This window comes from Candidatus Kinetoplastibacterium galatii TCC219 (assembly GCF_000340905.1).
Lineage (GTDB): Bacteria > Pseudomonadota > Gammaproteobacteria > Burkholderiales > Burkholderiaceae_B > Kinetoplastidibacterium > Kinetoplastidibacterium galati.
Genome location: NC_020284.1, coordinates 403404 through 429034 on the forward strand (window position 1 = coordinate 403404; position 25631 = coordinate 429034).

Consider the following 25631-nt stretch of genomic DNA (forward strand, 5'->3'; position numbering starts at 1 on the left):
GGTCATTTACATACTACTTGCATAATTCAAGAATCTAGTTGTGTTTCCTTGAAATGTAAGTTTCACTGTTCCTATAGGACCATTTCTTTGTTTTCCTATAATTATCTCGGCTGTTCCTTTTTCCTGAGAGTCTTGATTATAGAACTCATCTCTATATATGAATAGTATAAGATCAGCGTCTTGTTCTATAGCGCCAGATTCTCTAAGATCACTCATAACTGGCCGCTTGTTTTGCCTTTGCTCTAAGCTACGATTCAGCTGTGATAGAGCTATTAATGGACAATTTAATTCTTTTGCTAAGCTTTTTAATGATCTACTAATTTCAGAGATTTCGGTAGCTCTGTTTTCTTCCCCGCTTCCAGACATTAACTGCATATAATCTATGATTATTAATCCTAATTGACCACATTGCCTAGAAAGTCTTCTTGTTTTGGCTTTAACTTCAATTACATTTAATGCTGGAGTTTCATCTATATACAACTGAATATCCTGCATTGCTTGAATTGCATCTGTGATCTTAGGCCAATCTGCTTCAGATAATTTACCAGTACGCATCTTATGCTGGTCAACTTTGCTTATAGATCCAAGCATTCTCATAGCAAGCTGAGTGGCTCCCATTTCCATAGAAAAAACAGCTACTGGAAGACCATGTTCTATGGCAACATATTCGCCTATATTCATAGAAAAAGCTGTTTTACCCATAGATGGCCTGCCAGCAACAACAATTAATTCACCAGGCTGTAATCCAGATGTCATTTTGTCTAAATCTATGAAGCCAGTTGGAACGCCTGTTATATCAGTATCGCCTTCTCTATGGTATAGCTCATCCATCCTTTCTACTACTTGAGCTAGTAACGGTTGTATTTCTTGAAAACCAGCAGAATTAGAAGATTTATCTTGTGCTATTTTAAAAACTTTAGCTTCAGCCTCATCTAATATTTGTCTTGCTTCTTTACCTTTTGGATTTAGGGCTATCTCTGAAATTTCATCAGAGATAGCTACCAATTTTCTTAAAATAGAACGTTCACGAACTATTTCAGCATATCTTGTTATATTGGCTGCTGATGGAGTATTATGCGCCAAGGCATTCAGGTAACTGATGCCACCGACATCATCTGTTTTTCCAGAATTTACTATAGAATCATTTACAGTAATTACATCTGCTGGTCTATCTAAATTTATTAAAGCATCTATATGTTTCCATATAATACGATGTTCATGCCTATAAAAATCTTCAGCCGTTATAACTCCACTTATTTTATCCCAAGTACTATTATCGATTAGCAAACCACCAAGCACAGATTGTTCTGCTTCAATAGAATTTGGTGGTGTTCGCAAATAGTCTAATTTATTATCGTTAGTAGTCATATTTTATTGAACAATATAAGCACTACTTTAGTTGATAAAACAACGCCTAAGAGCACTTCAGATTATATAAGCAAAAAAAATACTAAATCAAAGTAATTAAAAAACACTAAAAAAAGAAGTCAGTGATACCGACTTCTTTTTTTTATAATTCTTCTCTAGTAACAACTATTGAAATTTCTTTTTCTACATCAGAATGAAGTTTTATTTTAGCTACAAATTCACCAATAGTTTTTATATGATTATCAGATAAGTAAATTTGTGATTTTTCTATAGAGTCAAATCCAAATTTCTTTAGATTGTATACTATATCTATGTTACTAACAGAACCGAACAGTTTACCATCTACACTAGCTTTTTGAGATATTTGCAGCACAAATCCATCCAGCTTATCAGAAAGTTCCTTAGCATCATTCAATTTCTTTAATTGATTTTTCTCTAATTCAGCCCTTTTGTTCTCAAATTCTTTTATAGCTTCTTTAGTAGCTCTTTTGGCTATTTTATTTGGTATTAGAAAATTTCTAGCGTAACCGTTTTTGACACGAACTATATCGCCTAAATTTCCCAGAGTAGAAACTTTTTCTAATAAAATTACTTCCATTTTAGTTAGCTCTCTTAATTAGTTATGGTTATCTGTATAAGGTAATAAAGCTAAAAAACGAGCTCGTTTAATAGCTAAACTCAACTGGCGCTGATAAATTGCCCTGGTACCTGTAAGACGAGATGGAATTATTTTTCCATTTTCTTGTATAAAATCCTTCAGTGTATCTATATCTTTATAATCGATCTCATCAACTTTTGCTGCTGTGAATCTACAAAATTTACGACGTTTAAACAAAGGATTTTGTTGTACAAATTTACGTTTTTCTTTCGTGTTTCCAAAGAATGACATTTCCTACACCTTCTATTTTTATGAAAACTACTATCATCCACTAAAACATTTTTGTTAATAAAGCATTTAATCTATGCTAGTATTAAAATGTCAGTTTTTGCAGTATATCTTATATATTTTACTTATGTATTATAAATTTCTTGTAAATGAAATTTTAACAATGCAGAACCTCTGTAAGCAGGAGCAATAAAACCTCTAGCGCTAAATTTACAACCTATAGGCATAATAATTAAATCATCTGTTATCTGACCTATAGCGATGGATAGTATATGAAATCTAATATCCCGCTCAATACCTGATTCTATAACCTTTGAATAATTTTCCAATACCATTTCCAAAACTGGAACTCCAGTCCTAGTATAACGCAACCCTTTATTTTCTATAAAAGTTACATCAATCTCCAAATTATTCATTCTATAGGAATAAACTATTCATCTTCATTATCAGAGTTTTCTGCAGAATCTTTAGATATTATTTCTTTTTCTACAGTTTTCATCATGATAGAAGGATTGGTATGAGGTTTTTTAGTATTGATAAGTAAGTATCTTAATACAGCGTCATTATAACGAAATGAATTCTCTAACTCAGCTAATGTGCTATGACCACATTCTATATTAATACATATATAATGAGCTTTAACTAGTTTTTGTATTGGATAAGCTAAAGTGCGACGTCCCCAATCTTCTGTACGATGTATTAAGCCACCTTGCTCCGTTACAAGTGATTGATACTTCTTAAGCATAACAGGAACCTGTTCGCTCTGGTCAGGATGTACAATAAAAACAACTTCATAATTACGCATAATTAACTCCTCATGGATAATTTAGACAGATTTTTTAGAAAATTTAAAATCAAACTAAAAAAGCCAGCTAAATCATTAGTCTGGCAAGAAAATAAAAAACAAACATCAACGGACATTATATACAATATTTATGTAATATGCATGTATTTTTCTTTGCTTAATTATTAATTGTTTTTTCTATTACTGCATATGCAGAATGATTATGTATAGATTCAAAATTTTCTGCTTCTATGCGGTATTTGCTTATATTAGGAAAAACAGTATCTATACGGAAAGCTAAATCACGTACTAAATCTTCTACAAATTTTGGATTATTATAGGCATATTCTGTAACATATTTCTCATCAGGGCGTTTTAGTATACTCCAAAGCTCGCAAGATGCTTCTTTTTCTACTAGATTTATGAGATCCTCGATGTGAAGACTTAATATTTTATTAGAAGTTACAGATAACGTTATATTAGACCTCTGGTTATGCGCACCATATTCAGAAATAGCTTTTGAGCAAGGACATAAACTTGTAACTGGTACAGTAATTACAATCTCTAATTCAGTTTTGTTATTACAAGTACTTATATTTATTTGAACATCATAATTCATTAGGCTTGCTACATTAGAAACAGGTGCCTTTTTCTCTAAAAAGAAAGGGAAAGAAGCGCTAATATCACCATTTTCTGAATTTAATAAATATAACATATCAGCATTCATTTCTGAGAAACTAGATAAATTCATTAATTTGCCCTTAAATTTTTCTAGTAAAACCAAGAAACGAGACATATGAGTACCTTTTTTATTAGCAGGTAAAGATACAGTCATAGTCCAGTTAGCAATAGTGTGTTGAATGTTATTATTCTTATCTAAAATAGTTATAGGAAATCGTACATTGTGGACACCTACTCTGTTAATAGGAATACACCTAGTATCTACTAAATCCTGTATATCAGGTATTTCTGAAATATTTTCTAAATTTGATTTAATTGTTTTCATTTCTTGATAAAATTAATATGGTTTTAACTAAGTTGTAAACTAATATACACTTTATTGAAAAAATAAAATACATATACAATAAAATATGTGTTTACTTAATCAATCAAATTATAAAAACGAGAACGTATCGAATTCTCAATTCCATATACATCTAAACCGATACTAGACATTAAGATATTTATATCCCCATGAGCAATGAAATTATCTGGTATTCCAAGTTGTAAAACAGGTATTAATAAATTAAATTTCTGTAATGTTTCTAATACAGCACTGCCAGCACCACCCATTATAGAAGAATCTTCTATTGTAACTATAGCTTTATGATCTTTACTTATACTTAATATAATCTCATGATCAATTGGTTTAACAAACCTCATGTCTACTACGCTAGTATTTAGACGATCTGCAGCATCTAGTACCTTTTGCAATAAAGTGCCAAAGCATAAAATAGCTATATTTTTTCCTGTTCGCCTCACGACTCCCTTACCAATTTCTACAACAGTATTTAAATTTATATCGATATCAACTCCAATTATGTTTCCTCTGGGGTATCTTACAGAGGCAGGTCCCTGATATTTATAACAAGTATTTAATAGTATCCTTTCCTCATTTTCATCAGAAGGAGTTGCTATAACCATGCCAGGAATACAACGGAGAAATGCTATGTCATAGTTTCCAGCATGAGTTGGACCATCAGCCCCTACTATTCCTGCACGGTCTAAAGCGAAAGTAACATCTAAATTCTGAATAGCAACGTCATGTATAAACTGATCATAACCTCTTTGCAAAAAAGTTGAATAGATAGCAACTACTGGTTTTAATCCATCGCATGATATGCCTGCAGCAAAAGTAATAGCATGTTGCTCAGATATTCCAACATCAAAGTATCTTTCAGGAAATAACTCTTCAAATTTAACCAATCCGCTTCCTTCGCTCATTGCTGGAGTTATGGCAATCAGTCTATGATCAATACGAGCCATGTCGCAGATCCACTCACTGAATATGTTAGTGAATGTTTTAGGAATATTCTTTTCTGCTAATTTAACACCTGTATTAATATTAAATTTACCAGGTCCATGATAAAGAATTGGGTTTTTTTCAGCTAATTTATAACCTTTCCCTTTTTTTGTAACAATATGCAGGAACTTTAATCCTGGATAATATTTGACTTTATTTAGCTCTGATATTAAATCATCTATACTATGTCCATCTATTGGGCCAAAGTATTTAAAACCAAATTCCTCAAAAAGAATTGTTGTTTTTATTATATCTTTAGCATGGCTTTCGAAAGATTTAGCCAATTTCAATACTGATGGTATATGTTGCAGAACAACCTTGCCAACATTTTTAGCCTTTGCATAAAAACGCCCATCCATTAATTGAGAAAAGTAATTATTTAAAGAACCAACTGGCTGTGAAATAGACATATGGTTATCGTTTAATATAACTGTTAAGTTTATATCTTTTATATTATCTGCATTATTTATAGCCTCAAATGCCATCCCTGATGAGATTGCCCCATCACCAATAATAGCAATATTATTCCTATCCATATTCAGTTCTCTAGCTGCTACTGCCATACCTAAAACAGCAGAAATAGATGTTGAGGAATGAGCAGTACCGAAAGCATCATAACAAGATTCTGTCTTGCTAGGAAAACCAGAGATACCATTAAACTGTCGTAATGTGCCCATCAACTTACGGCGTCCTGTTAGTATCTTGTGAGCGTATGACTGATGTCCAACATCCCATACAATACGATCTTCTGGAGCATTAAAAATATAATGAATAGCTAATGTTAATTCTACTACTCCTAAATTAGAAGATAAATGGCCACCAGTTTTAGAAACTAGTTCTAAAATCTCTTGTCTTAGTTCTTTTGCGAGTTTTTTAAGCTCTATAATATTAAATTTTTTTAAATCACAAGGAGATGAAATACTATCCAGTAAATTAGTAGCCATTTAAAACTCTTATATTTATGTTTATTTGATCTCTAATAATTTCTGTAAATTATTAGATCAAGCATTTCCAACAATCTATTATTAGATAAACCTAATGGTTTTATTATATTTATTGCTTTATCTCTGAGTTTTTCCAACATTTTTCTTGATTTCATAACTCCAAACATAGAGACATATGTGGGCTTATTATATTTAGAATCCTTACCTGCAGTTTTGCCAAGTTGTTTATCATCAGAAGTTACATCAAGGATATCATCAACTATCTGAAATATTATACCTAGATGATATGCAAATTCATCAAGTATACATTTCACTACTTGATTAGCACCTGCTAATATGTAACCAAACTTTATGCTACATGCTATAATTGCTCCCGTTTTCATCGAATGCATATTTTTTAATTCTTCATAAGAGATATTGTTACCCATATTAGTCAAATCTATTGCTTGTCCTCCAGCCATCCCTAGGTAACCAGCAGATTCAGCAAGATTTTTTATAAGATTTATTCTTATCTCGTAAGAGATTGGGATACATGTAATCAATTCAAAAGCTAGTGATTGTAACGAATCTCCAGCTAATATAGCAATAGCTTCGCCAAAGACTATGTGATTAGAAGGTTTTCCCCTTCTCATGCAATCATTATCCATAACAGGAAGGTCATCATGAATCAAAGAATAAGAGTGAATAAGTTCTATAGCAATAGCTGCTTTATCTATAGAAAGTAAAACATCATCTTTTTCCATTAAACAACCATGAGCCGCAAGAAATGAAGCGTGAACAAGTAGAGCCCTTATCCTCTTACCATCAGATAAAGTCGAATACTTCATAGCTTCCTGTAATACAGATAATTTTGCATCTTGATGGTTTTGTAATATTTTTTCTAGATTATCATTTATATTTTTTATATTGTTTGAAATCCATGTAGAAAATGATAAATTATTTTTATTCATTGTAATTTATCTTCTTTTAATAAATTATCATCTAATGGTTTTAATATTTCCTCATCTAAAAACTTTATTTCCTGCTCTGCTTTATATAGATGATCTTGACAAAAGCGTACGAGATCAACTCCTCGACGGTATAGAATCAAAGAGTTCTCTAAAGTTATATCGCCTTCTTCCATTGAGGCCACTATTTTTTCTAATTCAGAAATAGCAGTTTCAAAATCTATTTTAGAAATAGATTTCTTTTTTTTTGTGTTAATAGTCAATACCGACTCCAAATTTAATAGATTCATTTAAGTGATTTTTTAAATTTTTACAATTATAAAAATTTATCTTCTAAGTGAATAGCCGGAAGCTATGCTAGCTATTATGATTATAATCATCCCTATAATATTTTTTATTTCTAGGCGCTCTAGAAAAAATATCACAGCAATAATATTTGAAAAAATTATAATGGTGTATTGTAATGTTGCCGTTAAAAATGTTGACCCAGAAGCAAAAGCTCTGGTCAAAGATAATTGCCCGAATAATCCAGAAATACCTATCCCAATTAAATATAAATAAGATGTTTTATTTATTGATCTCCAAGAATCAATAGGAGAAGCCAAAACTCCAGATATTGTTATGGTTATTGAGAAATACAAAACAATACGCCATTCTAATTCTCCTAACTTGCCTAGTTCTTTAATCTGCATCATCGCAAGTGCAGATAATGCACCGGATATCAATCCTAAAAAAATATAAATTAATTGATAATCACTAAATTTACCAGGACTAATAATTATTATTACACCAATAAACCCTAACAAAACAGCAAGTAATTGGAAGATATTTTTATGATCTTTTTCATATATAAATATCCAGGCAGCTATAAACAAAGGTCCTGTATAATTAAGGCAAGTCGCCAATGCAAGAGGGAGATTAGCTATCGAATAAATACTTAGCCATAAAGATAAAACACCATATAAATTCCTCCGTGCATGCAAACCGTAGCTAATTGGAATTACTCTTTTAGAGAAAAAAAAAGCTGTCGCCAGTATTAAAATAACAGAAGGCAAACCTCTAAATATCATTATTTGCGATAAGTTAGCACCATTATCTGAAGAAATTTTTATAAACATTCCCATGAATGAAAAAAAAACAGAGGCTAACAACATCCATAGAGATTGCATTTTACATGATTCAAATTAAAAATTATTTACCAAATATAGCATTATTCAATAGTACTATAAACAGAAAACTTATTATTTATTAATTTTTTATTTATCAAAGGATTTAGTACTAATAAAACTGATCTATAATTTCTATTAATACTTATTATGATGGATGTTAATTCAAAACAACAAACAGACACTCATAAGCTCCGTCTATTATCTTAAATGGTGGGCCCCCCGAGAGTCGAACTCGGCACCAACGGATTATGAGTCCGCTGCTCTAACCAGGCATGAGCTAGAGGCCCAAACATTGTGCAATTATAATATAAAAACAAATTAAATAAAAGGTGTTTTTATTTATTATCCAAAAAGCTCTTAAGTTTATCTGCCCTACTAGGATGACGCAATTTTCTTAGCGCCTTGGCTTCTATTTGTCTAATTCTTTCTCTAGTAACATCAAACTGTTTTCCAACTTCTTCTAAAGTTTGATCTGTATTCATTTCTATACCAAATCTCATGCGAAGTACTTTTGCTTCCCTGGGAGTAAGAGAATCCAAAACTTCTTTTACAATATTCTTCATTGATCCATGTAAAGCAGAATCAGAAGGAGCTAATGTTGTTGTATCTTCTATAAAATCACCCAAATGGGAATCATCATCATCACCAATTTGAGTTTCCATAGATATAGGTTCTTTAGCAATCTTTAATATTTTTCTAATTTTGTCTTCAGGTATATCCATTTTCTGAGATATAACAGATGGATCGGGCTCAAAACCAGTCTCTTGTAAGATTTGACGACTGATACGATTCATTTTATTGATAGTTTCTATCATATGCACAGGAATACGAATTGTTCTAGCTTGATCTGCTATAGATCTTGTTATTGCTTGACGAATCCACCATGTGGCATAGGTGGAAAATTTATAACCACGGCGATATTCGAATTTATCAACTGCTTTCATTAAGCCAATATTACCTTCCTGTATAAGATCTAAAAACTGTAAGCCCCTGTTAGTATATTTTTTTGCTATGGATATTACTAGACGCAAATTAGCTTCTATCATTTCTCTTTTTGCTTTTCTTGCCATGGCTTCACCCATGGTCATTTTTTTATTAATTTCTTTAAATTCGCTAATTGGCAAAAGAATCTCATTTTGAATATCAACTAGTTTTTTTTGCAAATCTTGTATCATTGGGACATAATTTCTCAATGATTCAGAATAATTATTATTGATATTTATTTCATTAATGATCCAATTCAAATCTACTTCGTTGTTAACAAATGATCCTATGAAATAATCTCTTGACATGCCAGCTTTATCTACGCAAATATTTAAAATTGCTCTCTCTATTTGTCTTATTTTATCAATATATGATCTGATGTAATCAGCAAGTCTTTCTGCTATTTTTGCTGTAAAACGAACGCCAAGTAATTCTTCTTGTATGGATTTAAGCATAATGAAATACTCTTCAGAGCGATAGCCTTTTTCATTATAATCCTCTTCCATTTTTTTATAAATTTTAGAAATATTGCTAAACTTTATTAGGCTCTTTGTTTTTAATTCTTCTAATTGCTTAATAGACATCCCGCCAGCAACAGGATCATCAAAATTATTATTATCTGCAACCCCAATACCAGCATACTCTTCACCATCTTCTGGATCAATTAATCCATCAACAACATCATCTATTGAAACTTGCTCATTATGAATTTTTTCTATATTTTGTAAAATATCATCCACTATTATCGGGCAAGATGAAATAGCCATAATCATATGTTTCAAGCCATCTTCTATTCTTTTTGCTATCTCTATTTCACCTTCACGAGTTAATAGTTCTACTATACCCATTTCTCGCATATACATTCTTACTGGATCAGTAGTTCTTCCAAAATCAGAATCGACGGTTGTTAGAGCTGCTTCTGCTTCATCCTCAACATCATCATCATTAGAAACTAACGCTGCATTCTCATTCATAAGTAGCGTATCTACATCTGGTGCCTGTTCATAGACGGTAATTCCCATATCACCAAACGTGCTAACTATACTATCAATAGCTTCAGCATCCACCAAGTCATCTGGTAAACTATCATTAATTTCGCTATATATAAGATATCCTCTGTCTTTACCTAACTTAATTAAAGACTTAAGAATATTTCGACGCTCTTCATACTCTTCTTGAGAGATAGGTTTTCTATTTAAAACTAAATCTTTTTGCTCATTTTTTCTCTTTCTACTAATCCTTTTTTGAACTTTTAAATATGGAAGAATATCAACATCATTTTCTTCTATTTCATCAAAAGAATCATTATCACTATCATCTGGATTATTAATGATTTTTTTAGAATTATCTTTAGAAGAATCAGCATCAAAAAATTGATCATCTAGACTATCATTGCCAATCAAAAAATCTCTAGAATTATCACTATCTTTATTTTGCTCTAGAAAAATATCATCAGAATTATTGCTTTCTTCATCTAGGCTATAATTATTAATAGGTTTTTTATCTTTTTTTCTAGATGTACGGATCCTCGAAATATTTTTCTCATTAGATTTAGTAAGGCTCATATAGCTTCCGTGATATTAAAATTATTATGAACAAATAGAATAGATATTTAACATATGTAATACAAACTTCAAACAAAATACTACCGCATAAAGAATATAACTTAGAACTAGTAGCTATTAAAAAAATATATAATCATAGATTACTTATTGCTTTAATAGATATTATTCTTTTTGATAAGTCTTTATATTTTTCCACATCTTCTTTTTCGGACAAGCCTTTTTCAACAAGAAGCTTCATATCATCTTTTATAGACTGATACTCTATAAGCAAAAGAGAATCTTCCCATTCTTTTAAAGGATCCGGTAATTTATTTTTATAAATCTGATCCTCCTTTATAAAACTATTTATAGCCATTCCTAATTCAGAATTAGGTGTTATGATTTCCTTAATGGATTCAAAATCTTTGGAGTTTGTATTTTCTGCTAACAAAATAAGATCTCTAATTATTTTTAGATCTGGATTTTTATCCAAAATTTCTAATTGCTGGTCTCCAATATGATCAACTAAATCCAGGTTGGATAGCAATAGATAAAATAGCTTCTTCGTGAAAGATGGCTTAAACTTTGTGTCTCTTGTATATTTATTATTCACGTTGTCAGAATATGATAGTTTCTTTGTGTATAAACCTCTATTATCTGTCAAATATCTTAAGTCATTTTTGCTAAAATTAAGAAGTTGTAAAGCTTCTTTCTCAATCTGAATTCTTAACATAGGGCAATTTTGCATATGTTTTAATACTTTACTGATTTCTGTCCAACAAGCAGCTCTACCTTCTGCTTCATTAATGGAATATTTACTAACAGAACTGTCTATTAATAATTTTGATAGCGGTATAGATTTTTTTAAACAATCTTCAAAAGCATCCTTACCATTCTCTTTAATATATAAATCAGGATCATATCCATCTTTTAAAAACAAAAAACGAATTTCATTACTATCTTTTATTTCTGAAATACATAGTAAGAGAGCCTTCCAGGCGGCATTTTTTCCTGCTATATCACCATCAAAACTAAATACTATTTTTTCACTAACACTTAATAGTTTTCTTATCTGATCTTTTGTTATAGAAGTTCCTAATGCAGCCACCACATTATTTATACCATGCTGGGTTAGACTAATGACATCCATATATCCTTCTACTACAATAACCACTCCTTTTGATTTTATGTTAGTTCTTGATTCCCATAAACCATAAAGCTCTCTACCTTTAGAGAAAATTACTGTTTCAGGTGAGTTCAAGTACTTAGGTTGAATATTAGCGATTGTTCTAGCTCCGAAACCAACTACAGCTCCATATTGATTTCTTATGGGAAACATTATACGTTCTCTGAATCTATCATATCTATTTTCATCAGATTTTTTAATAACTAACCCAACATCAATCAGATAGCTATTATTGTAGTAATCTGCAAATATATTAGATAGAGATTTATATCCGTTATCAGACCACCCCAAATTAAAAAATCTTATAAAATCATTGCTTATTCCTCTTTTTTTTAAATAAGAAATAGCCGCAGATGAAATATTTAATAAATCAGAGTAATAAGACTGAGCTCTAATCATTAAATCTAAATATATCTTCTCTCTTTTATACTCGTCTTGAAAGTTATTATTATCAAGCATTGGTACTACCAGTCCAATTTGTGAAGCAAGTGATTTCACAGAGTCAGTAAAACTCAATCCCAAATGACTCATAAGAAAAGATATAGAATCTCCATGAACTCCACAACCAAAACAATGGTAGGTTTTTTTTACTCTATTAACTGTAAAAGAAGGAGTTCTCTCATTATGAAACGGACATAGTCCAACAAAATTAGAGCCAGCTTTCCTTAATTGTACATACTTAGATATAACATCTAAAATATCTACACGAGTCAATAAATCTTGGATAAAAGACTTTGGTATCAACTATCTGACTAATAAATTGACTTTAATACATGCGTGGTGGTAATTGCTGACTACGAATGCGCTTGTAATGTCTTTTTACAGCAGCAGCTAGTTTTCGTTTGCGCTCTGCTGTTGGTTTTTCATAAAACTCTCTGGATCTTAGCTCTGTAAGCAAACCAGTTTTTTCGATAGTACGTTTAAAGCGACGCATAGCTGATTCAAACGGTTCATTTTCTTTAAGTCTAACAATAGGCATAGAAATAATACACTCAAAAAATTATTAAAATTTGGATCACAAGCAACATGCTAGATAAAAATAACAAAATTCACATTGCACTCATGTTACATAACTTCTAATTATAACACTATTTTAGAATAACTATTAATAAATCTAATCAATGAATCTATAGAAAAATTTTCATTCATAAAAGTATCACTATAGTACATTTACAGTAGTATCGTAATATCAAGAAATTTATAACTAATGTGTAAAAATATCATTAATTAAATACATAAAAATAAAAATGGTCAGATAAATTATTAAAATACTGATATATCTGACCACTTTCTGCATTTATAAAATATAAATATGCAAAAAGCTATATTAGCTAATAGGATTACGGAGCACTATGGTTTCAGTGCGATCAGGACCCGTAGACACCAAGTCTATAGGCACACCACAAACTTCCGCTATCCTACCTAAATAATGTTTAGCCTCAATGGGCAGTTTATCAAATTCTTTTATTCCTGCGGTTGAAGAACTCCATCCTGGCATCTCTTCCAATACTGGCTCTAATTTAGAAACAGCATGAGATCCGTATGGTAAAACATCGTAAAATTTTTCCTCAGAACGGTAGCCAACACACAATTTAACAATCTCTAAACCATCAAGCACATCAAGTTTTGTAATACAAAGACCGGAAATCCCATTTAATCTTACTGATCTTTTTAGAGCTGCTCCATCAAACCATCCACAACGTCTTGGTCTACCTGTCACTGATCCAAATTCTTTGCCAACAGTGGCAATATGTAGTCCCAAATCATTTGACAACTCAGTAGGGAAAGGCCCCGATCCAACACGCGTTGTATATGCTTTAGTTATACCTAATACATAATTTATAGCCTGCGGACCTACACCAGATCCAGCTGAAGCAGAACCTGCAATGCAGTTACTACTGGTAACATAAGGATAAGTTCCATGATCAACATCTAGAAGAACTCCTTGAGCTCCTTCAAACAACAAATTACTACCTGATTGCTGCATATTAAATAAATTTGTAGAGACATCATGAACCATTGGTGCTAGCAAAGGAGCAAAACTTAAAGATTGATCTAGTATTGCTTGAAAATCCAATACATCAGCCTGAAAGTAATTCTTTAGGACAAAATTATGGTACTCTAAATTTTCATGTAATAAATCTTTAAAATAAGATTCGTTAAACAAATCCTGTACTCTTAATGCTCTCCTTGCAACTTTGTCTTCGTAAGCTGGTCCTATTCCTCTGCCAGTTGTGCCTATTTTTTCTTTGCCCCTACGTAATTCACGAGCATTATCTATGGCGATGTGATAAGGTAATATTAGTGGACATATATCGGAAATCTGCAGTCTGGATCTAACATCAATTCCAACTGATTCGAGCTCAGAAATCTCTTTTAAGAGAGCATCTGGAGAAAGAACAACACCATTACCTATAAAACAAGTAACATGTGGTCTCATTATCCCAGATGGAATCAATCTTAGCACTGTTTTGGAGCCATTTATCCAAAGAGTATGTCCTGCATTATGACCTCCCTGGAAGCGGACAACACCACTGACAGATTCTGTTAACCAGTCAACAATCTTACCCTTACCCTCATCACCCCATTGAGTGCCAATTATTACTATATTTTTGCTCATATCATATTTAAATTTAATAGTTTATATGTATATCTCTTATACTACTAAGAGATATAGCTAACCTGCCATATGCCTTCAAATAAAACTAATCTACGGTCAAACAAAAACTCATCTTGATCAGGATAATCACCTGGTAGTATTTGAACTACTATCTCCCCCTTCTTACGTAAATCACGAATTGTTTCTAACAATACATGATCTCGACCCCATGGAGCTAATATGGCTTTAGACTTTGCTAATTTTAATCCAGACGCTAATGAACGCAAATTCAGACTAAAACCAGTAGCTGGTCTAGCTCTACCAAAGGCTAAACTAACATTATCATAACGACCACCAGTAACTAACACTTCCCTCCAACCGTCAGCATAAAGGGCAAATTTAACACCAGAATGATAACCATAACCCCAAACATCAGCAAGATCAATACTTAATTGTACATTTGGCAACAAAGCATCTATCAAAATCTGCAATGAATCTAGAGCAGATATAATTCCTGGTACAGATGGTAATATTTTTCGAGCATTTAACATTACGTCATCAACATTTCCATATAAAGAACATACTGATTGCAGCATCTTTATAGTATCTGGTCTTATAAATTTTTTCGTTAATTCAGATATGCCAGTAACATCTTTTTCTCTTAGCAAAGAAACAACTAGATCTGAGTTACTGGAAGCATTATGATCTAGTTCTAATATGCTTCTAACTACCCCAGGATGTGACAAATCTAATATAGGTAGATTTATACCAGCAGCATTAACTGTATCTAAAGCCATCTGAATAATTTCCAGATCAGCTTCTACTCCAGCATGTCCGTATATCTCAGCTCCAATTTGAAGAAATTCCCTACTAGATAGAGAATCTGTTGGGCGAGCATGGAAAACATTGCCGCAATAACATAATCTAGTAACCCCGCTACGATTTAGTAAGTGAGCATCTATACGACTAATCTGTGGAGTCATATCAGCACGAATACCCATAGTTTTACCAGATAGTTGATCTATAAGTTTACAAGTGCGTAAATTTAGGTCACTACCTGTTCCTGATAATAAGGAATCTATATATTCTACTAAAGGTGGACACACAAGCTCAAAACCATATTTCCTATATAAGTCTAACAACCTGTGACGCAAGTCTTCTATTTGCCTAGCCTCCATAGGAAGAACATCTGCAAGATTTTCAGGAAGCAACCAATTACTCATGATAATGACCTTTGGGCAATAATTAATAAGTATAAAATATAAATAATAAATCAGGTATTATTATATCGTTAAATTTTTTAAAAATAAGTTCACTATCTTGTTGAGGGTTTTTAATAAATTGAAAAAACTCTGAACTCGGATCTACAATCATAACATCGTTTTTTGTCGAGAATGAAGCTCTATAAGCATCAAGGCTTTTATAAAATTTGTAAAAATCCTTATTTTTTCCATAAGATAAGGAATATATAGAACTGGCAGATGCATCTGCATTACCCATAATTTCCTGTGCTGTAACATTTGCTTTAGCTAATATCTCTTCACGTTGTCTATCAGCTTCCGCTCTAATTTTTTCGCTTTCGGCTGCTCCAATAGATCTTAGTTCATTTGCCACACGAGTTCTCTCAGCCTCCATGCGCATATAAACAGATTTTGATATCTCAGGAGCAAATTCTATATGACGTAATCTTACATCAACAATTTCCACTCCCAATGGGCCAGCTCTATTAGCAACATTATTTAATATTTCAGACATTATTTTAGCCCTCTCTACAGAAACAACTTCTTTAACAGTTCTAATATTTACAGAAGCATTTAATGCATCTCTGATTTGGGCCTGTAATCTTTCTTGTGCTGCTCTTTCATTACCCTCAAAAGTAACATAAAACAATCTTGGATTTGCTATCTTCCATTTAACAAAAGAATCTATCAATAAATTCTTTTTTTCTGAAGTTTGTATCCTTTCAGCGTCCTTAGATTCTATAGTTAAAACTCTTTTATCAAGAAAAACAATATTTTGAAAAGGTGATGGTAATTTAAAGTACAAACCAGGCTCACTAATTTCTCTCCTCAACTCTCCCAGAGAAAATACCAGTGCGTAATTTTGTTCACGCACAATGAACAATGTAGAACCAATAATCGATATTAATAGAAATATCCCAGATAAAATTAAAAATATACGTTGCATAATTTTATATAATATTAACGGTTGCGTTGTAACTTATTCAATTCAGAAACAGATAAGTCGTTTTTTTGGTTTTCAGAATATGTCTGCTTGCTAATAATATCTTGTTTTTTATTTATAAACTGAGAATTATTATTTTGATAATTAAGTGACTCAGAGTTTATATTTGACTTGTAATTATCATTACAATAATTATTTTGTATCATTTTATCTAATGGTAAAATCATAAAACTATTATTACTAGAATCTATCATAATCTTACTAACACTAGAGAAAATATCTTTCATTGCTTCCAGATATAAACGATCCTTAGTTACATCAGGAGATTTTTCATATTCGGTCAGAACACTAATAAAACGAGAGGCATTACCATTAGCATCTCCTATTATTCTTGCCTTGTAACCTTCTGCCTGTTCTATAATTCTAAAAGCCTGCCCCCTAGCTAAAGGTACAACTTGATTGGCATATGCCTGACCTTCATTTATTTGCCTCTCTCGATCTTGACCAGCTTTGACAGCATCATCAAAGGCATCCTGAACTTGTTCTGGCGGCTGAACATTTTGTATAGCTACTGCTGTTATTTGAATACCAGTATTATAATTATCTAATATTTTTTGCATAAGATTTTGAACTTCAGAAGCCACCAATGTTCTGCCTTCATATAAAACAAAATCCATTGTTTTTCTGCCAACAATCTCTCGCATTGATGTCTCTGCTGCTTGACGAACTGATTCATCAGGATCTCTTGTTTTAAATAAATAATTAGGAGCTCCATCAGAATTCAGTCTGTACTGAACCACAAACTGCATATCTACTATATTTTCATCAGTTGTCAACATTAACGATTCTGTTAAAACCTTATTTCTAGAACCACCTCTAGAACCAACCTCAAATGTTCTTAGTTGTGAAATATTTACAATTTCATGTCTCTCAATCGGCGCTGGAAATATCCAGCTAAAACCAGCATGAGTTGTTTTTAAATATTTTCCGAATCTGGTAATAACAGCAACTTGACCCTCTTTGACAACAAAAAAACCACTAGCTATCCATATGATGAATAATAAAATAAATGATATTACTAAAATATTAAAGGTGTTTTTATTGCTAAATCCATTACGTCCAAAGTTATTAGGTTCACCGTTGTTGCTCTTCTTACCAAAGATGCTGTTAATTTTTTTATTGAAAGTATCCCATACTTCAGATAAATCAGGAGGACCTTCATTGATATTTTTATTTACTGAACTATTTGACAGGCTGTTCATTTTTCCTTCCATATCTTGTTTACGATCACAGCCTGGATCGTTTAGATTTAATAGAATCTTAGACATTATTCCTCATTACCCTACTAGCATCCGATATTACATTTCTTAAGAGATCCATACCATCAAGACTTACTGCGCTTATAAAAACTTTTGCCGCAAGTCCTGTACAATTATCATACAGTATCTTGGAGGCAATTTCTGATTTATCAATTTTATTGTACACTAAAACAGTGGGTATATTTGATGCCCCTATCTCCTTAATAACTTTATTTACATTTTCAATTTGATCATACATATCTTTGCTAGACGAATCTACAACATGTAACAGCAAATCAGCGCTAGCTGTTTCCTCAAGAGTAGCATGAAATGCTTCCACTATGGAGTGCGGCAAATCTCTTATAAAGCCTACAGTATCAGATAAGATTATATCTTTATTAACATTATTTCCTACCCATATACGTCGAGAAGTAATATCAAGAGTGGCAAATAATTGATTAGCTACGTAGACTTTATCTTTAGCAAGAACATTAAAAATAGTAGACTTCCCAGAGTTTGTATATCCTATCAAAGACACAGAGAATGCACCATTGCGCTCGCGTAATCCTTTTTGAGAAAACCTTCTCGATTTAATCTTCTTTATACGCTCCTTTAGAATCTTTACTTTTGATCCTATTATACGACGATCCATTTCTAGCTGAGATTCACCTGGACCTCTCATGCCTATACCACCTCTCTGACGCTCTAAATGAGTCCATAATCTAGTTAGCCTAGTTGATAGATGTTGCAATTGTGCAAGCTCAACCTGTAATTTGCCCTCATGGCTTTTTGCTCTTAACGCAAAAATATCTAAGATCAATGATACTCGGTCAACTACCCTTATTCCCCATATTTTTTCAAGATTTCTTTGTTGAGAAGGTGATAGCGCATGATCAAACAAAACAATCTCTACAGATAAATCACTTATCAATGATAATATTTCTTGAACTTTACCAGATCCTATAAAAAACTTATTATCTGGCACATCTCTCTTAAACAACTCAACATGTACGATATCAGCTCCAGCTGATTGTGCCAACATGTTGAACTCTTCAATATCATACTGAAAATTATTGTTATTTAAATTAACACCAATAACTAATGCACGCATAAGATTAATTAAAAAATATACTCATTAATAAAATTTAATCAAATTAAAAAACTACTCTGAGTCAGAATTATATTGTAGGTCTACAATACGGGAAGGGACAACAGTAGAAATAGCATGCTTATATATCATCTGAGTGACTGTATTACGTAACAGTACAACATATTGATCAAAAGCTTCAACTTGACCCTGAAGTTTAATGCCATTAACTAAATATATTGAGACTGGCACATGATCTCTACGCAATATATTTAAAAATGGATCTTGAAGCATTTGTCCTTTATTATTCATTAGTAGTATCCCGTATATTTATTATAAACATAAATTTATTATAGTTTTAAAAACTTTTATCAATTCTAATAGTAAAACGAAAATAAAGCTGCAATTTTAGATATATATTTCTTATTTTACAGACATATAAATTAAACAATAATTTAGAAATCAACTAAAGTCTTTATATTTTAATATTATCATCCAAATTTGGATTTAAGAATAATGTTTAGTTATCAGAAACATTATTTTAAATATAAAATCATATAATTTTTCGAGTCGTAAATTTTATTAATTAATATAAACATAAACGAAAAAAATGATAATCAGATTAAGTATAAATTTTTTCAAAAATATATTTTTTATAATTTACCATTGTTTACTCATACAATTGTTATTAAATAAAAGCTAAACATAAGGATTTTTAGATGATTTAAATTCAATACGAAGAGGAGTTCCTGATAACTTAAATTCTCTACGGAAACAAGATTCCAAATATCTTATGTATGAGTCTTGTATATTTGTTAAACAATTACCATGAATAACGATTACAGGCGGATTATGCCCACCTTGATGAGCATAACGCAATTTCGGAACAAATATGCCCTTTTTAGGTGGTGGTTGTTGCTTTATAGCATTTAGCAAAGCTCTAGTTACTTTTGGCGTTGGTAATTTAGCAAATGCAGCATCGTAAGCATCATTTACGGAAAACAATAATCTTTTTATATTGGTTTTTCTTAATGCTGAGATAAAATGCATGTTTGCAAATGACAGAAAATGTAATTTTCTCTTAAATTCTTTTTCTACGGTAGAACGACTATCTACTGATATAGAATCCCACTTATTAATAGCTATAACAATTGCTTTCCCCGATTCTAATATATAACTTGCTATACGTGCATCTTGATCTGAAATGCCTATATTAGCATCTAACAATAGCAGAACAACATTACTTTTTTCTATAGATTGAAGAGTTTTAACAACAGAAAACTTCTCTATGTAATCAGAAACACGGCTGCGCCTTCTTAAACCAGCTGTGTCTATCAATACATATGATCTATCCAAAAAACCAAAATCAACATTTATAGAATCACGAGTTGTCCCAGGAGAATCGAAGGTAATCAAACGTTCCTCTCCTAGCATACTATTAATTAGAGTAGATTTGCCTACGTTAGGCTGGCCAACTATAGATAGTCTTATTTTTCTGTCCAAATTGTCATTCTGGAGAACATCATCATTCTTATAGTCAATAAAATTTAATTTGGATTCAAAAATACTTTCTATAAGTAGACCTACACCATCACCATGAGAAGCAGAAATCAAAAATGGAGATCCGAAACCTAGTTCATGAAACTCGCTAGCCATTGCACTAATATTTTTCCCTTCTGATTTATTAACCACAAGCAATATATTAGTTATAGACAATTTTCGCAAAAAATTAGCAATATCATAATCAGTACTGCATAAACCATCTTTACCGTCTACCAAAAAAATCACTATATCAGCTTCTAAGATAGCTTGATTAGTTTGATTAGCTACTTTTACATACATTTGATCTTTAGATGATGGTTCAAAACCACCAGTATCTATTATAATGAATTCATGATTACCAAATGTACCATCACCATAAATCCTGTCTCTTGTTAACCCAGAAAAATTTGCTACTAAAGCATCCTTAGATTTGGTGAAACGATTAAAAAGTGTAGATTTTCCTACGTTTGGTCTTCCTACTAAAACAATTACTGGCTTATAATACACGATAAAAACTTTATAAAATATATTTCAAAATTAAATACTAGAATAATATAATTACTAATCTATATAAAGAAATAAGTATGTTAAACTTCAAGAATTGTAAAAACCCACCGAATCAATTTTTGATTGAATTATAGGCAATAAAGGATCATTTTCTTCTATGGATTCCATTGCTTTTGACCACCAATAAATAGCATCATTAATGTTATTCTGCGCAAAAAAAACATCACCTTTTTTATCAGCGAATAAAGTAAAAAAAGAGTCGATAGGATTCTCCAGATACGCAATAGACTCACGATATTTACATTGATCTAGCAATAAACAAGAGATTCGCAAGCTGGAGATAGATTTCATCAATATGCTATTAGAATTATCATGAATCCATTTTAATTCATCGTAAGCACCTTGTGAATCACCGTTATCATGTAAAGCGCGTGCTACTAATAGACTTCCAAGATATGCATAATTAGTATTAGGGTACTTATCACGCAACATATTCATGATATATTTAACTTTATTTACATCAACAGTATCTAGATTTAGATTTTTATTTAAGACCTCAAAGTATTCCATTGATCTTTCTAGTCTTTTTTTAGAGTGAGATTTCCATGCAAATGAAGAAATTACGGCGATAAGAAGAAAACATATAATAGATATTCTTACAATCTTATTTCCAATAAAACTATTTAAAAAATAATTTTTTTGTGTCAGATCACTCATCTTTTAAACCTTGTTTTAAAAAAAGATACCAAGCTTTCAATTGGAATAATTTCTTGTTCCTCAAAAACCTCATCAGAATTATTGCGTAAAATCTTTATGCTAACCGAATTGTTTATTATTTCATCTTCTCCAAATATAACAGCAACAAGAGCTCCACAAGAATTAGCCATTTTAAATTGACGTTTAAAAGTATCTCTACCACTGTGTAAGATAACTGAAAAACCTAAATTGCGTAACTGCTCGCTAATTTTTAATGAAACCAACTGATTTTTTAAACTATCATGGATGATATAAATATCACACTCACTCTTACTGTGATTGTTGTTAATATTTGATTTTTTCCATATTTCTATCAGCCTCTCAAATCCTATTGCAAACCCAGCAGCAGGAATTCTTTTACCACCAAGCGACTCTATTAGTCCATCATATCTGCCACCACCACAAACTGTTCCTTGAGCCCCTAAATCACTAGAAATCCATTCAAAAACGGTTAAATTGTAATAGTCCAATCCTCTAACTAGGCGATTATTGATATTGTATTTTATCTCTGATTTATCTAAAAACGAACAAACTTTCTCAAAATGATTCCTTGCACTTGTAGATAAGAAATCAAATAAATTCGGCGCATTATTTATTAAATCTTGCATTTCAGGATTCTTGCTATCCAATATTCTTAATGGATTAGAATACATTCTGTTTATGCTCACCTTATCTAAAGAACCAATATTTTTTTTCAAAAAACTAACTAATTCTTGTTTGTATATCGTTCTATCTTCAGGTAGACCTATTGAGTTTAATTCAAGGCGTATATTATTTATTTCAAGTTTTTTCCATAAACTCGAAGCCATAATAATCAATTCGGCATCAATATCAGGATCAGAAAAACCAATAGTTTCAACATCTATTTGATTGAATTGTCTGTAACGACCAGCCTGTGGTCTCTCGTGTCTAAAGACTGATCCTATAGAGTAAATTCTTCTAGGTCTTTCATACGCAAAATTATGCTCTATAGATGCCCTAACTATTCCAGCAGTTATTTCTGGACGTATCGTTAAACATTCTCCATTTAAGCTATCCACAAAAGAATACATTTCTTTTTCAACAATATCAGTGACAGATCCTATACCGCGCTCAAATAACCTAGTATGTTCTACTAATGGAACACGCAAATTCATATAACCGTAACTATGGAGCCAATCTATTATTGTTCTTTCCATATATTCCCAGTTGGCGCTATCAGGAGGAAGAATATCATTCATGCCACGAATAGCTAGAATTTTATTTAAAATATTATTGTTATTAGACATACTGAACTCTTTTTAATTTTTATGGAGAAAATCTACCGTAGCGAGTAGCAACATAGTTAGTTACTATAACCTTAAATTCTGATGATATGCTATCACCTTTTAGGGTAGTAACTCTATTTCCTTCTATAAACACTGGCGCAACAGGAAGCTCCCCATCCCCTGGCAAGCTAATACCAATATCGGCGTTTTTGCTTTCCCCAGGACCATTAACTATACAACCCATAACAGCCACATTCATTCTCTCTACACCTGGATATAAATCTTTCCAAATTGGCATATGTTCTTTTAAAAAAATATCAATATCACTGGCTAGTTTTTGAAAAAAATTGCTATTAGTTCTACCGCAACCAGGACAAGAAATAACTGATGGGGAGTAGAACCTAATCCCTAAAGATTGAAGAATTTCTTTTGCTATAAGAACCTCTCTTGATCTTGGATTATTGCCTTCTGGTGTTATTGAAACACGTATAGTATCCCCTATTCCTTGATTCAATAATATCGATAGCGCAGATGTAGATGAAACTATTCCTTTATCACCTACTCCAGCTTCAGTAAGACCAAGGTGCAAAGGGTAATTACAAGACTTCGAAAGAGAATTATAAACATATATTAGTTCTCTAACTTGACTTACTTTACAAGATATAACTATCTTATTACTATCAAGTCCCAATCTTTCTGCTTGTTTAGCACTATTTAGAGCTGATTCTATTAATGTATCTAACATTACTAATTTATAGTCTAGCTGGTTTCCCTTGAGTTTATTATTTTCATCTACATTTAGGGACAATAAATCCTTATCTATGCTTCCCCAATTTACTCCAATTCTAACTGGCTTGTCATATTTGCAAGCAATATCTATAATCTTACTAAAATTATCATCCTTGTAATGCCCAGAACCAACATTTCCAGGATTTATTCTATATTTAGATAAAGCTTTGGCACAATCAGGAAAATCTGATAATAACTTATGACCGTTATAATGGAAATCTCCTACTAAGGGGACATAGATTCCAATTTTATCCAATTGATTTCTAATATTTATAACAGATTTAGCTGCCTCTGATGAATTAACGGTTATACGAACCAGCTCAGCTCCAGACAAAAATAATTCTTTAATCTGCAGAGAAGTCTCAATATAATTAGTTGTTCCGGTATTAGTCATAGATTGTATGACTATAGGATATCCACCGCCTATGATAACAGTTTTATCATTCCACGATACTTTAACAGCATTGGTTTTTTTACGATTCAAATTATAGTATTCTAGTGGTTCTGTCATAGACATTATTTATTAAAAGTAAACTAAAGAAAATATAGAAACAAAATATTTATCTGGACTATATTCAGTACTATACAAAAAACAATAAGAAAAACAAAAAATCTTTACCTAAATAACTTATAAAAAACTATATTGTTTTTAGGGGAATGTGTTTCGCTATTTTAGTTATGTTTTTAACATTACCAGCCAACTGTCCGCAAGCTGCATATATGTCATCACCTCTAGTTTTTCGCACCGTAGTTATAATACCACTATTAAGTAATTTATTAGCAAAAGAATTAATTTTCTCAATTTTTGGAGCTTTAAATTCAGAATTTGCAAAGGAATTGAATGGTATTAAGTTAATCTTACATTTGATTTGCGACACAAGATTTATCAGTTCTCTGAGATGATTATCGGTATCATTGATTTCAGACAACATACAATATTCAAACGTTATAAAATCTCTGGGAGCTTTCATTATATATCTTTTGCATGACTCAATTAGATCGCTTAAAGGATATTTTTTATTTATTGGGACTAGTTTATTTCGTAGAACATCATTAGCTGCATGTAAAGAAACAGCAAGAGCGACAGGACAATCTCTTGCTAATTTATCAATCATAGGTACTACCCCAGATGTTGATACCGTCACTTTTCTTCTCGAAAAACCGTATGCGTTTGTATCAAGTAGTAATTTTATTGATTTTAAAACCTGAGTATAGTTTAACAATGGCTCTCCCATCCCCATAAAAACTATGTTTGTTATCTGGTCATTGCTAGATTTAATTATACTTTTATTTTCTAAATCCTCATTCTTTATTGAATTATTATTGATAGACTTTTGAGCAGACCATAATTGACCCACGATCTCGCTAGCACTAAGATTTCTGTTGAAACCCTGTCGTCCAGTAGCACAAAATGCACAATTGACAGCACAGCCAGCCTGACTAGATATACAAAGAGTACGTCTATTCTTTTCAGGAATAAAAACTGTTTCAATAGCATTGCTGTTTCCAGCATCAAATAGCCATTTGATTGTTCCATCTTTAGAAAAGGATTCGCTTTTAATTGGCATAGCCTCTATTTTTGATATTTCTTTTAATTTGTTTTTTAATTGATTAGAAATATTTGTCATGACATCGAAAGAATCAGCAGAGAATTTATGAATCCACTGCTGCAACTGGCCAGTACGAAAACCGCTCTTGATAGAATTTTCTTCTAAAAACAAACTCAACGACTTATAATCCAAACCCATTAGATTAACAAGAGAATTATTTTTCATAAAAGTATTTTG

24 protein-coding genes and 1 tRNA gene are annotated in these 25631 nt (G+C 31.6%); all 25 read right to left on the minus strand.

Annotated elements, in window-relative coordinates:
• Positions 1 to 6: 6 nt before the first annotated feature.
• The 25 genes from ST1E_RS01910 to rlmN all read right to left on the minus strand — a co-directional run bounded on the left by ST1E_RS01910 (position 7) and on the right by rlmN (position 25619).
• On the minus strand, positions 7 to 1368 hold the full coding sequence (locus tag ST1E_RS01910; protein WP_015389559.1) for a replicative DNA helicase: 1362 nt from the start codon (positions 1366 to 1368) through the stop codon (positions 7 to 9).
• A 142-nt stretch (positions 1369 to 1510) separates the two neighbouring features.
• Positions 1511 to 1966, minus strand: a complete 456-nt coding sequence (gene rplI, locus ST1E_RS01915) for a 50S ribosomal protein L9 (RefSeq protein WP_015389560.1) — start codon at positions 1964 to 1966, stop codon at positions 1511 to 1513.
• A gap of 18 nt (positions 1967 to 1984) precedes the next feature.
• Positions 1985 to 2257, minus strand: coding sequence for a 30S ribosomal protein S18 (gene rpsR, locus ST1E_RS01920; protein ID WP_015389561.1), 273 nt, complete (start codon positions 2255 to 2257; stop codon positions 1985 to 1987).
• Positions 2258 to 2379: 122 nt separating this feature from the next.
• A complete protein-coding gene (locus ST1E_RS01925; protein WP_015389562.1) occupies positions 2380 to 2670 on the minus strand; it encodes a primosomal replication protein N in 291 nt (96 codons plus the stop codon).
• A 14-nt stretch (positions 2671 to 2684) separates the two neighbouring features.
• Positions 2685 to 3059: a 30S ribosomal protein S6 gene (gene rpsF, locus ST1E_RS01930; RefSeq protein ID WP_015389563.1), complete on the minus strand. Its 375-nt coding sequence runs from the start codon at positions 3057 to 3059 to the stop codon at positions 2685 to 2687.
• A gap of 157 nt (positions 3060 to 3216) precedes the next feature.
• Positions 3217 to 4044 (minus strand): GTP cyclohydrolase FolE2, encoded by an 828-nt coding sequence (folE2, locus tag ST1E_RS01935; RefSeq protein WP_015389564.1) that lies wholly within the window; start codon positions 4042 to 4044, stop codon positions 3217 to 3219.
• A 95-nt stretch (positions 4045 to 4139) separates the two neighbouring features.
• Complete coding sequence (dxs, locus tag ST1E_RS01940; protein ID WP_015389565.1) at positions 4140 to 6005, minus strand: 1-deoxy-D-xylulose-5-phosphate synthase; 1866 nt, start codon at positions 6003 to 6005, stop codon at positions 4140 to 4142.
• A gap of 32 nt (positions 6006 to 6037) precedes the next feature.
• Positions 6038 to 6955 carry a polyprenyl synthetase family protein gene (locus ST1E_RS01945; protein WP_015389566.1) on the minus strand — a complete coding sequence of 306 codons (918 nt, stop codon included), beginning with the start codon at positions 6953 to 6955 and terminating at the stop codon, positions 6038 to 6040.
• Positions 6952 to 7242 carry an exodeoxyribonuclease VII small subunit gene (locus ST1E_RS01950; protein ID WP_015389567.1) on the minus strand — a complete coding sequence of 97 codons (291 nt, stop codon included), beginning with the start codon at positions 7240 to 7242 and terminating at the stop codon, positions 6952 to 6954. The genes ST1E_RS01945 and ST1E_RS01950 overlap by 4 nt, the downstream gene beginning before the upstream one ends.
• A 36-nt stretch (positions 7243 to 7278) precedes the next feature.
• Entirely contained in the window at positions 7279 to 8121 is an 843-nt protein-coding gene (locus ST1E_RS01955; protein ID WP_015389568.1) for a DMT family transporter, read from the minus strand.
• Positions 8122 to 8329: 208 nt separating this feature from the next.
• Positions 8330 to 8408 (minus strand) — tRNA-Ile (locus tag ST1E_RS01960).
• A 48-nt stretch (positions 8409 to 8456) separates the two neighbouring features.
• A complete protein-coding gene (gene rpoD, locus ST1E_RS01965; protein WP_015389569.1) occupies positions 8457 to 10670 on the minus strand; it encodes an RNA polymerase sigma factor RpoD in 2214 nt (737 codons plus the stop codon).
• A gap of 133 nt (positions 10671 to 10803) precedes the next feature.
• On the minus strand, positions 10804 to 12579 hold the full coding sequence (gene dnaG / locus ST1E_RS01970) for a DNA primase (RefSeq protein WP_015389570.1): 1776 nt from the start codon (positions 12577 to 12579) through the stop codon (positions 10804 to 10806).
• Between the two features lie 22 nt (positions 12580 to 12601).
• On the minus strand, positions 12602 to 12814 hold the full coding sequence (rpsU, locus tag ST1E_RS01975; RefSeq protein ID WP_015238059.1) for a 30S ribosomal protein S21: 213 nt from the start codon (positions 12812 to 12814) through the stop codon (positions 12602 to 12604).
• 348 nt (positions 12815 to 13162) lie between these two features.
• A complete protein-coding gene (locus tag ST1E_RS01980; RefSeq protein ID WP_015389571.1) occupies positions 13163 to 14455 on the minus strand; it encodes an adenylosuccinate synthase in 1293 nt (430 codons plus the stop codon).
• A gap of 44 nt (positions 14456 to 14499) precedes the next feature.
• A complete protein-coding gene (locus ST1E_RS01985; protein ID WP_015389572.1) occupies positions 14500 to 15657 on the minus strand; it encodes an ATP phosphoribosyltransferase regulatory subunit in 1158 nt (385 codons plus the stop codon).
• 22 nt (positions 15658 to 15679) lie between these two features.
• On the minus strand, positions 15680 to 16621 hold the full coding sequence (hflC, locus tag ST1E_RS01990; protein ID WP_015389573.1) for a protease modulator HflC: 942 nt from the start codon (positions 16619 to 16621) through the stop codon (positions 15680 to 15682).
• A 14-nt stretch (positions 16622 to 16635) separates the two neighbouring features.
• Positions 16636 to 17946, minus strand: coding sequence for an FtsH protease activity modulator HflK (hflK, locus tag ST1E_RS01995; RefSeq protein ID WP_015389574.1), 1311 nt, complete (start codon positions 17944 to 17946; stop codon positions 16636 to 16638).
• On the minus strand, positions 17939 to 19027 hold the full coding sequence (gene hflX, locus ST1E_RS02000) for a GTPase HflX (protein WP_015389575.1): 1089 nt from the start codon (positions 19025 to 19027) through the stop codon (positions 17939 to 17941). Before hflX ends, hflK begins: the two co-directional genes overlap by 8 nt.
• Before the next feature lie 51 nt (positions 19028 to 19078).
• Positions 19079 to 19315, minus strand: a complete 237-nt coding sequence (hfq, locus tag ST1E_RS02005) for an RNA chaperone Hfq (protein WP_015389576.1) — start codon at positions 19313 to 19315, stop codon at positions 19079 to 19081.
• A 387-nt stretch (positions 19316 to 19702) separates the two neighbouring features.
• Positions 19703 to 21052 (minus strand): ribosome biogenesis GTPase Der, encoded by a 1350-nt coding sequence (gene der / locus ST1E_RS02010; protein ID WP_015389577.1) that lies wholly within the window; start codon positions 21050 to 21052, stop codon positions 19703 to 19705.
• 87 nt (positions 21053 to 21139) lie between these two features.
• A complete protein-coding gene (locus tag ST1E_RS02015; RefSeq protein WP_015389578.1) occupies positions 21140 to 21769 on the minus strand; it encodes a YfgM family protein in 630 nt (209 codons plus the stop codon).
• The gene (gene hisS, locus ST1E_RS02020) at positions 21766 to 23076 is read right to left on the minus strand and encodes a histidine--tRNA ligase (protein WP_015389579.1); all 1311 of its coding nucleotides are present in this window, start codon (positions 23074 to 23076) and stop codon (positions 21766 to 21768) included. The genes ST1E_RS02015 and hisS overlap by 4 nt, the downstream gene beginning before the upstream one ends.
• 19 nt (positions 23077 to 23095) lie before the next feature.
• The gene (gene ispG / locus ST1E_RS02025; RefSeq protein ID WP_015389580.1) at positions 23096 to 24361 is read right to left on the minus strand and encodes a flavodoxin-dependent (E)-4-hydroxy-3-methylbut-2-enyl-diphosphate synthase; all 1266 of its coding nucleotides are present in this window, start codon (positions 24359 to 24361) and stop codon (positions 23096 to 23098) included.
• A 121-nt stretch (positions 24362 to 24482) separates the two neighbouring features.
• On the minus strand, positions 24483 to 25619 hold the full coding sequence (gene rlmN, locus ST1E_RS02030) for a dual-specificity RNA methyltransferase RlmN (RefSeq protein ID WP_015389581.1): 1137 nt from the start codon (positions 25617 to 25619) through the stop codon (positions 24483 to 24485).
• Between the last annotated feature and the right edge of the window lie 12 nt (positions 25620 to 25631).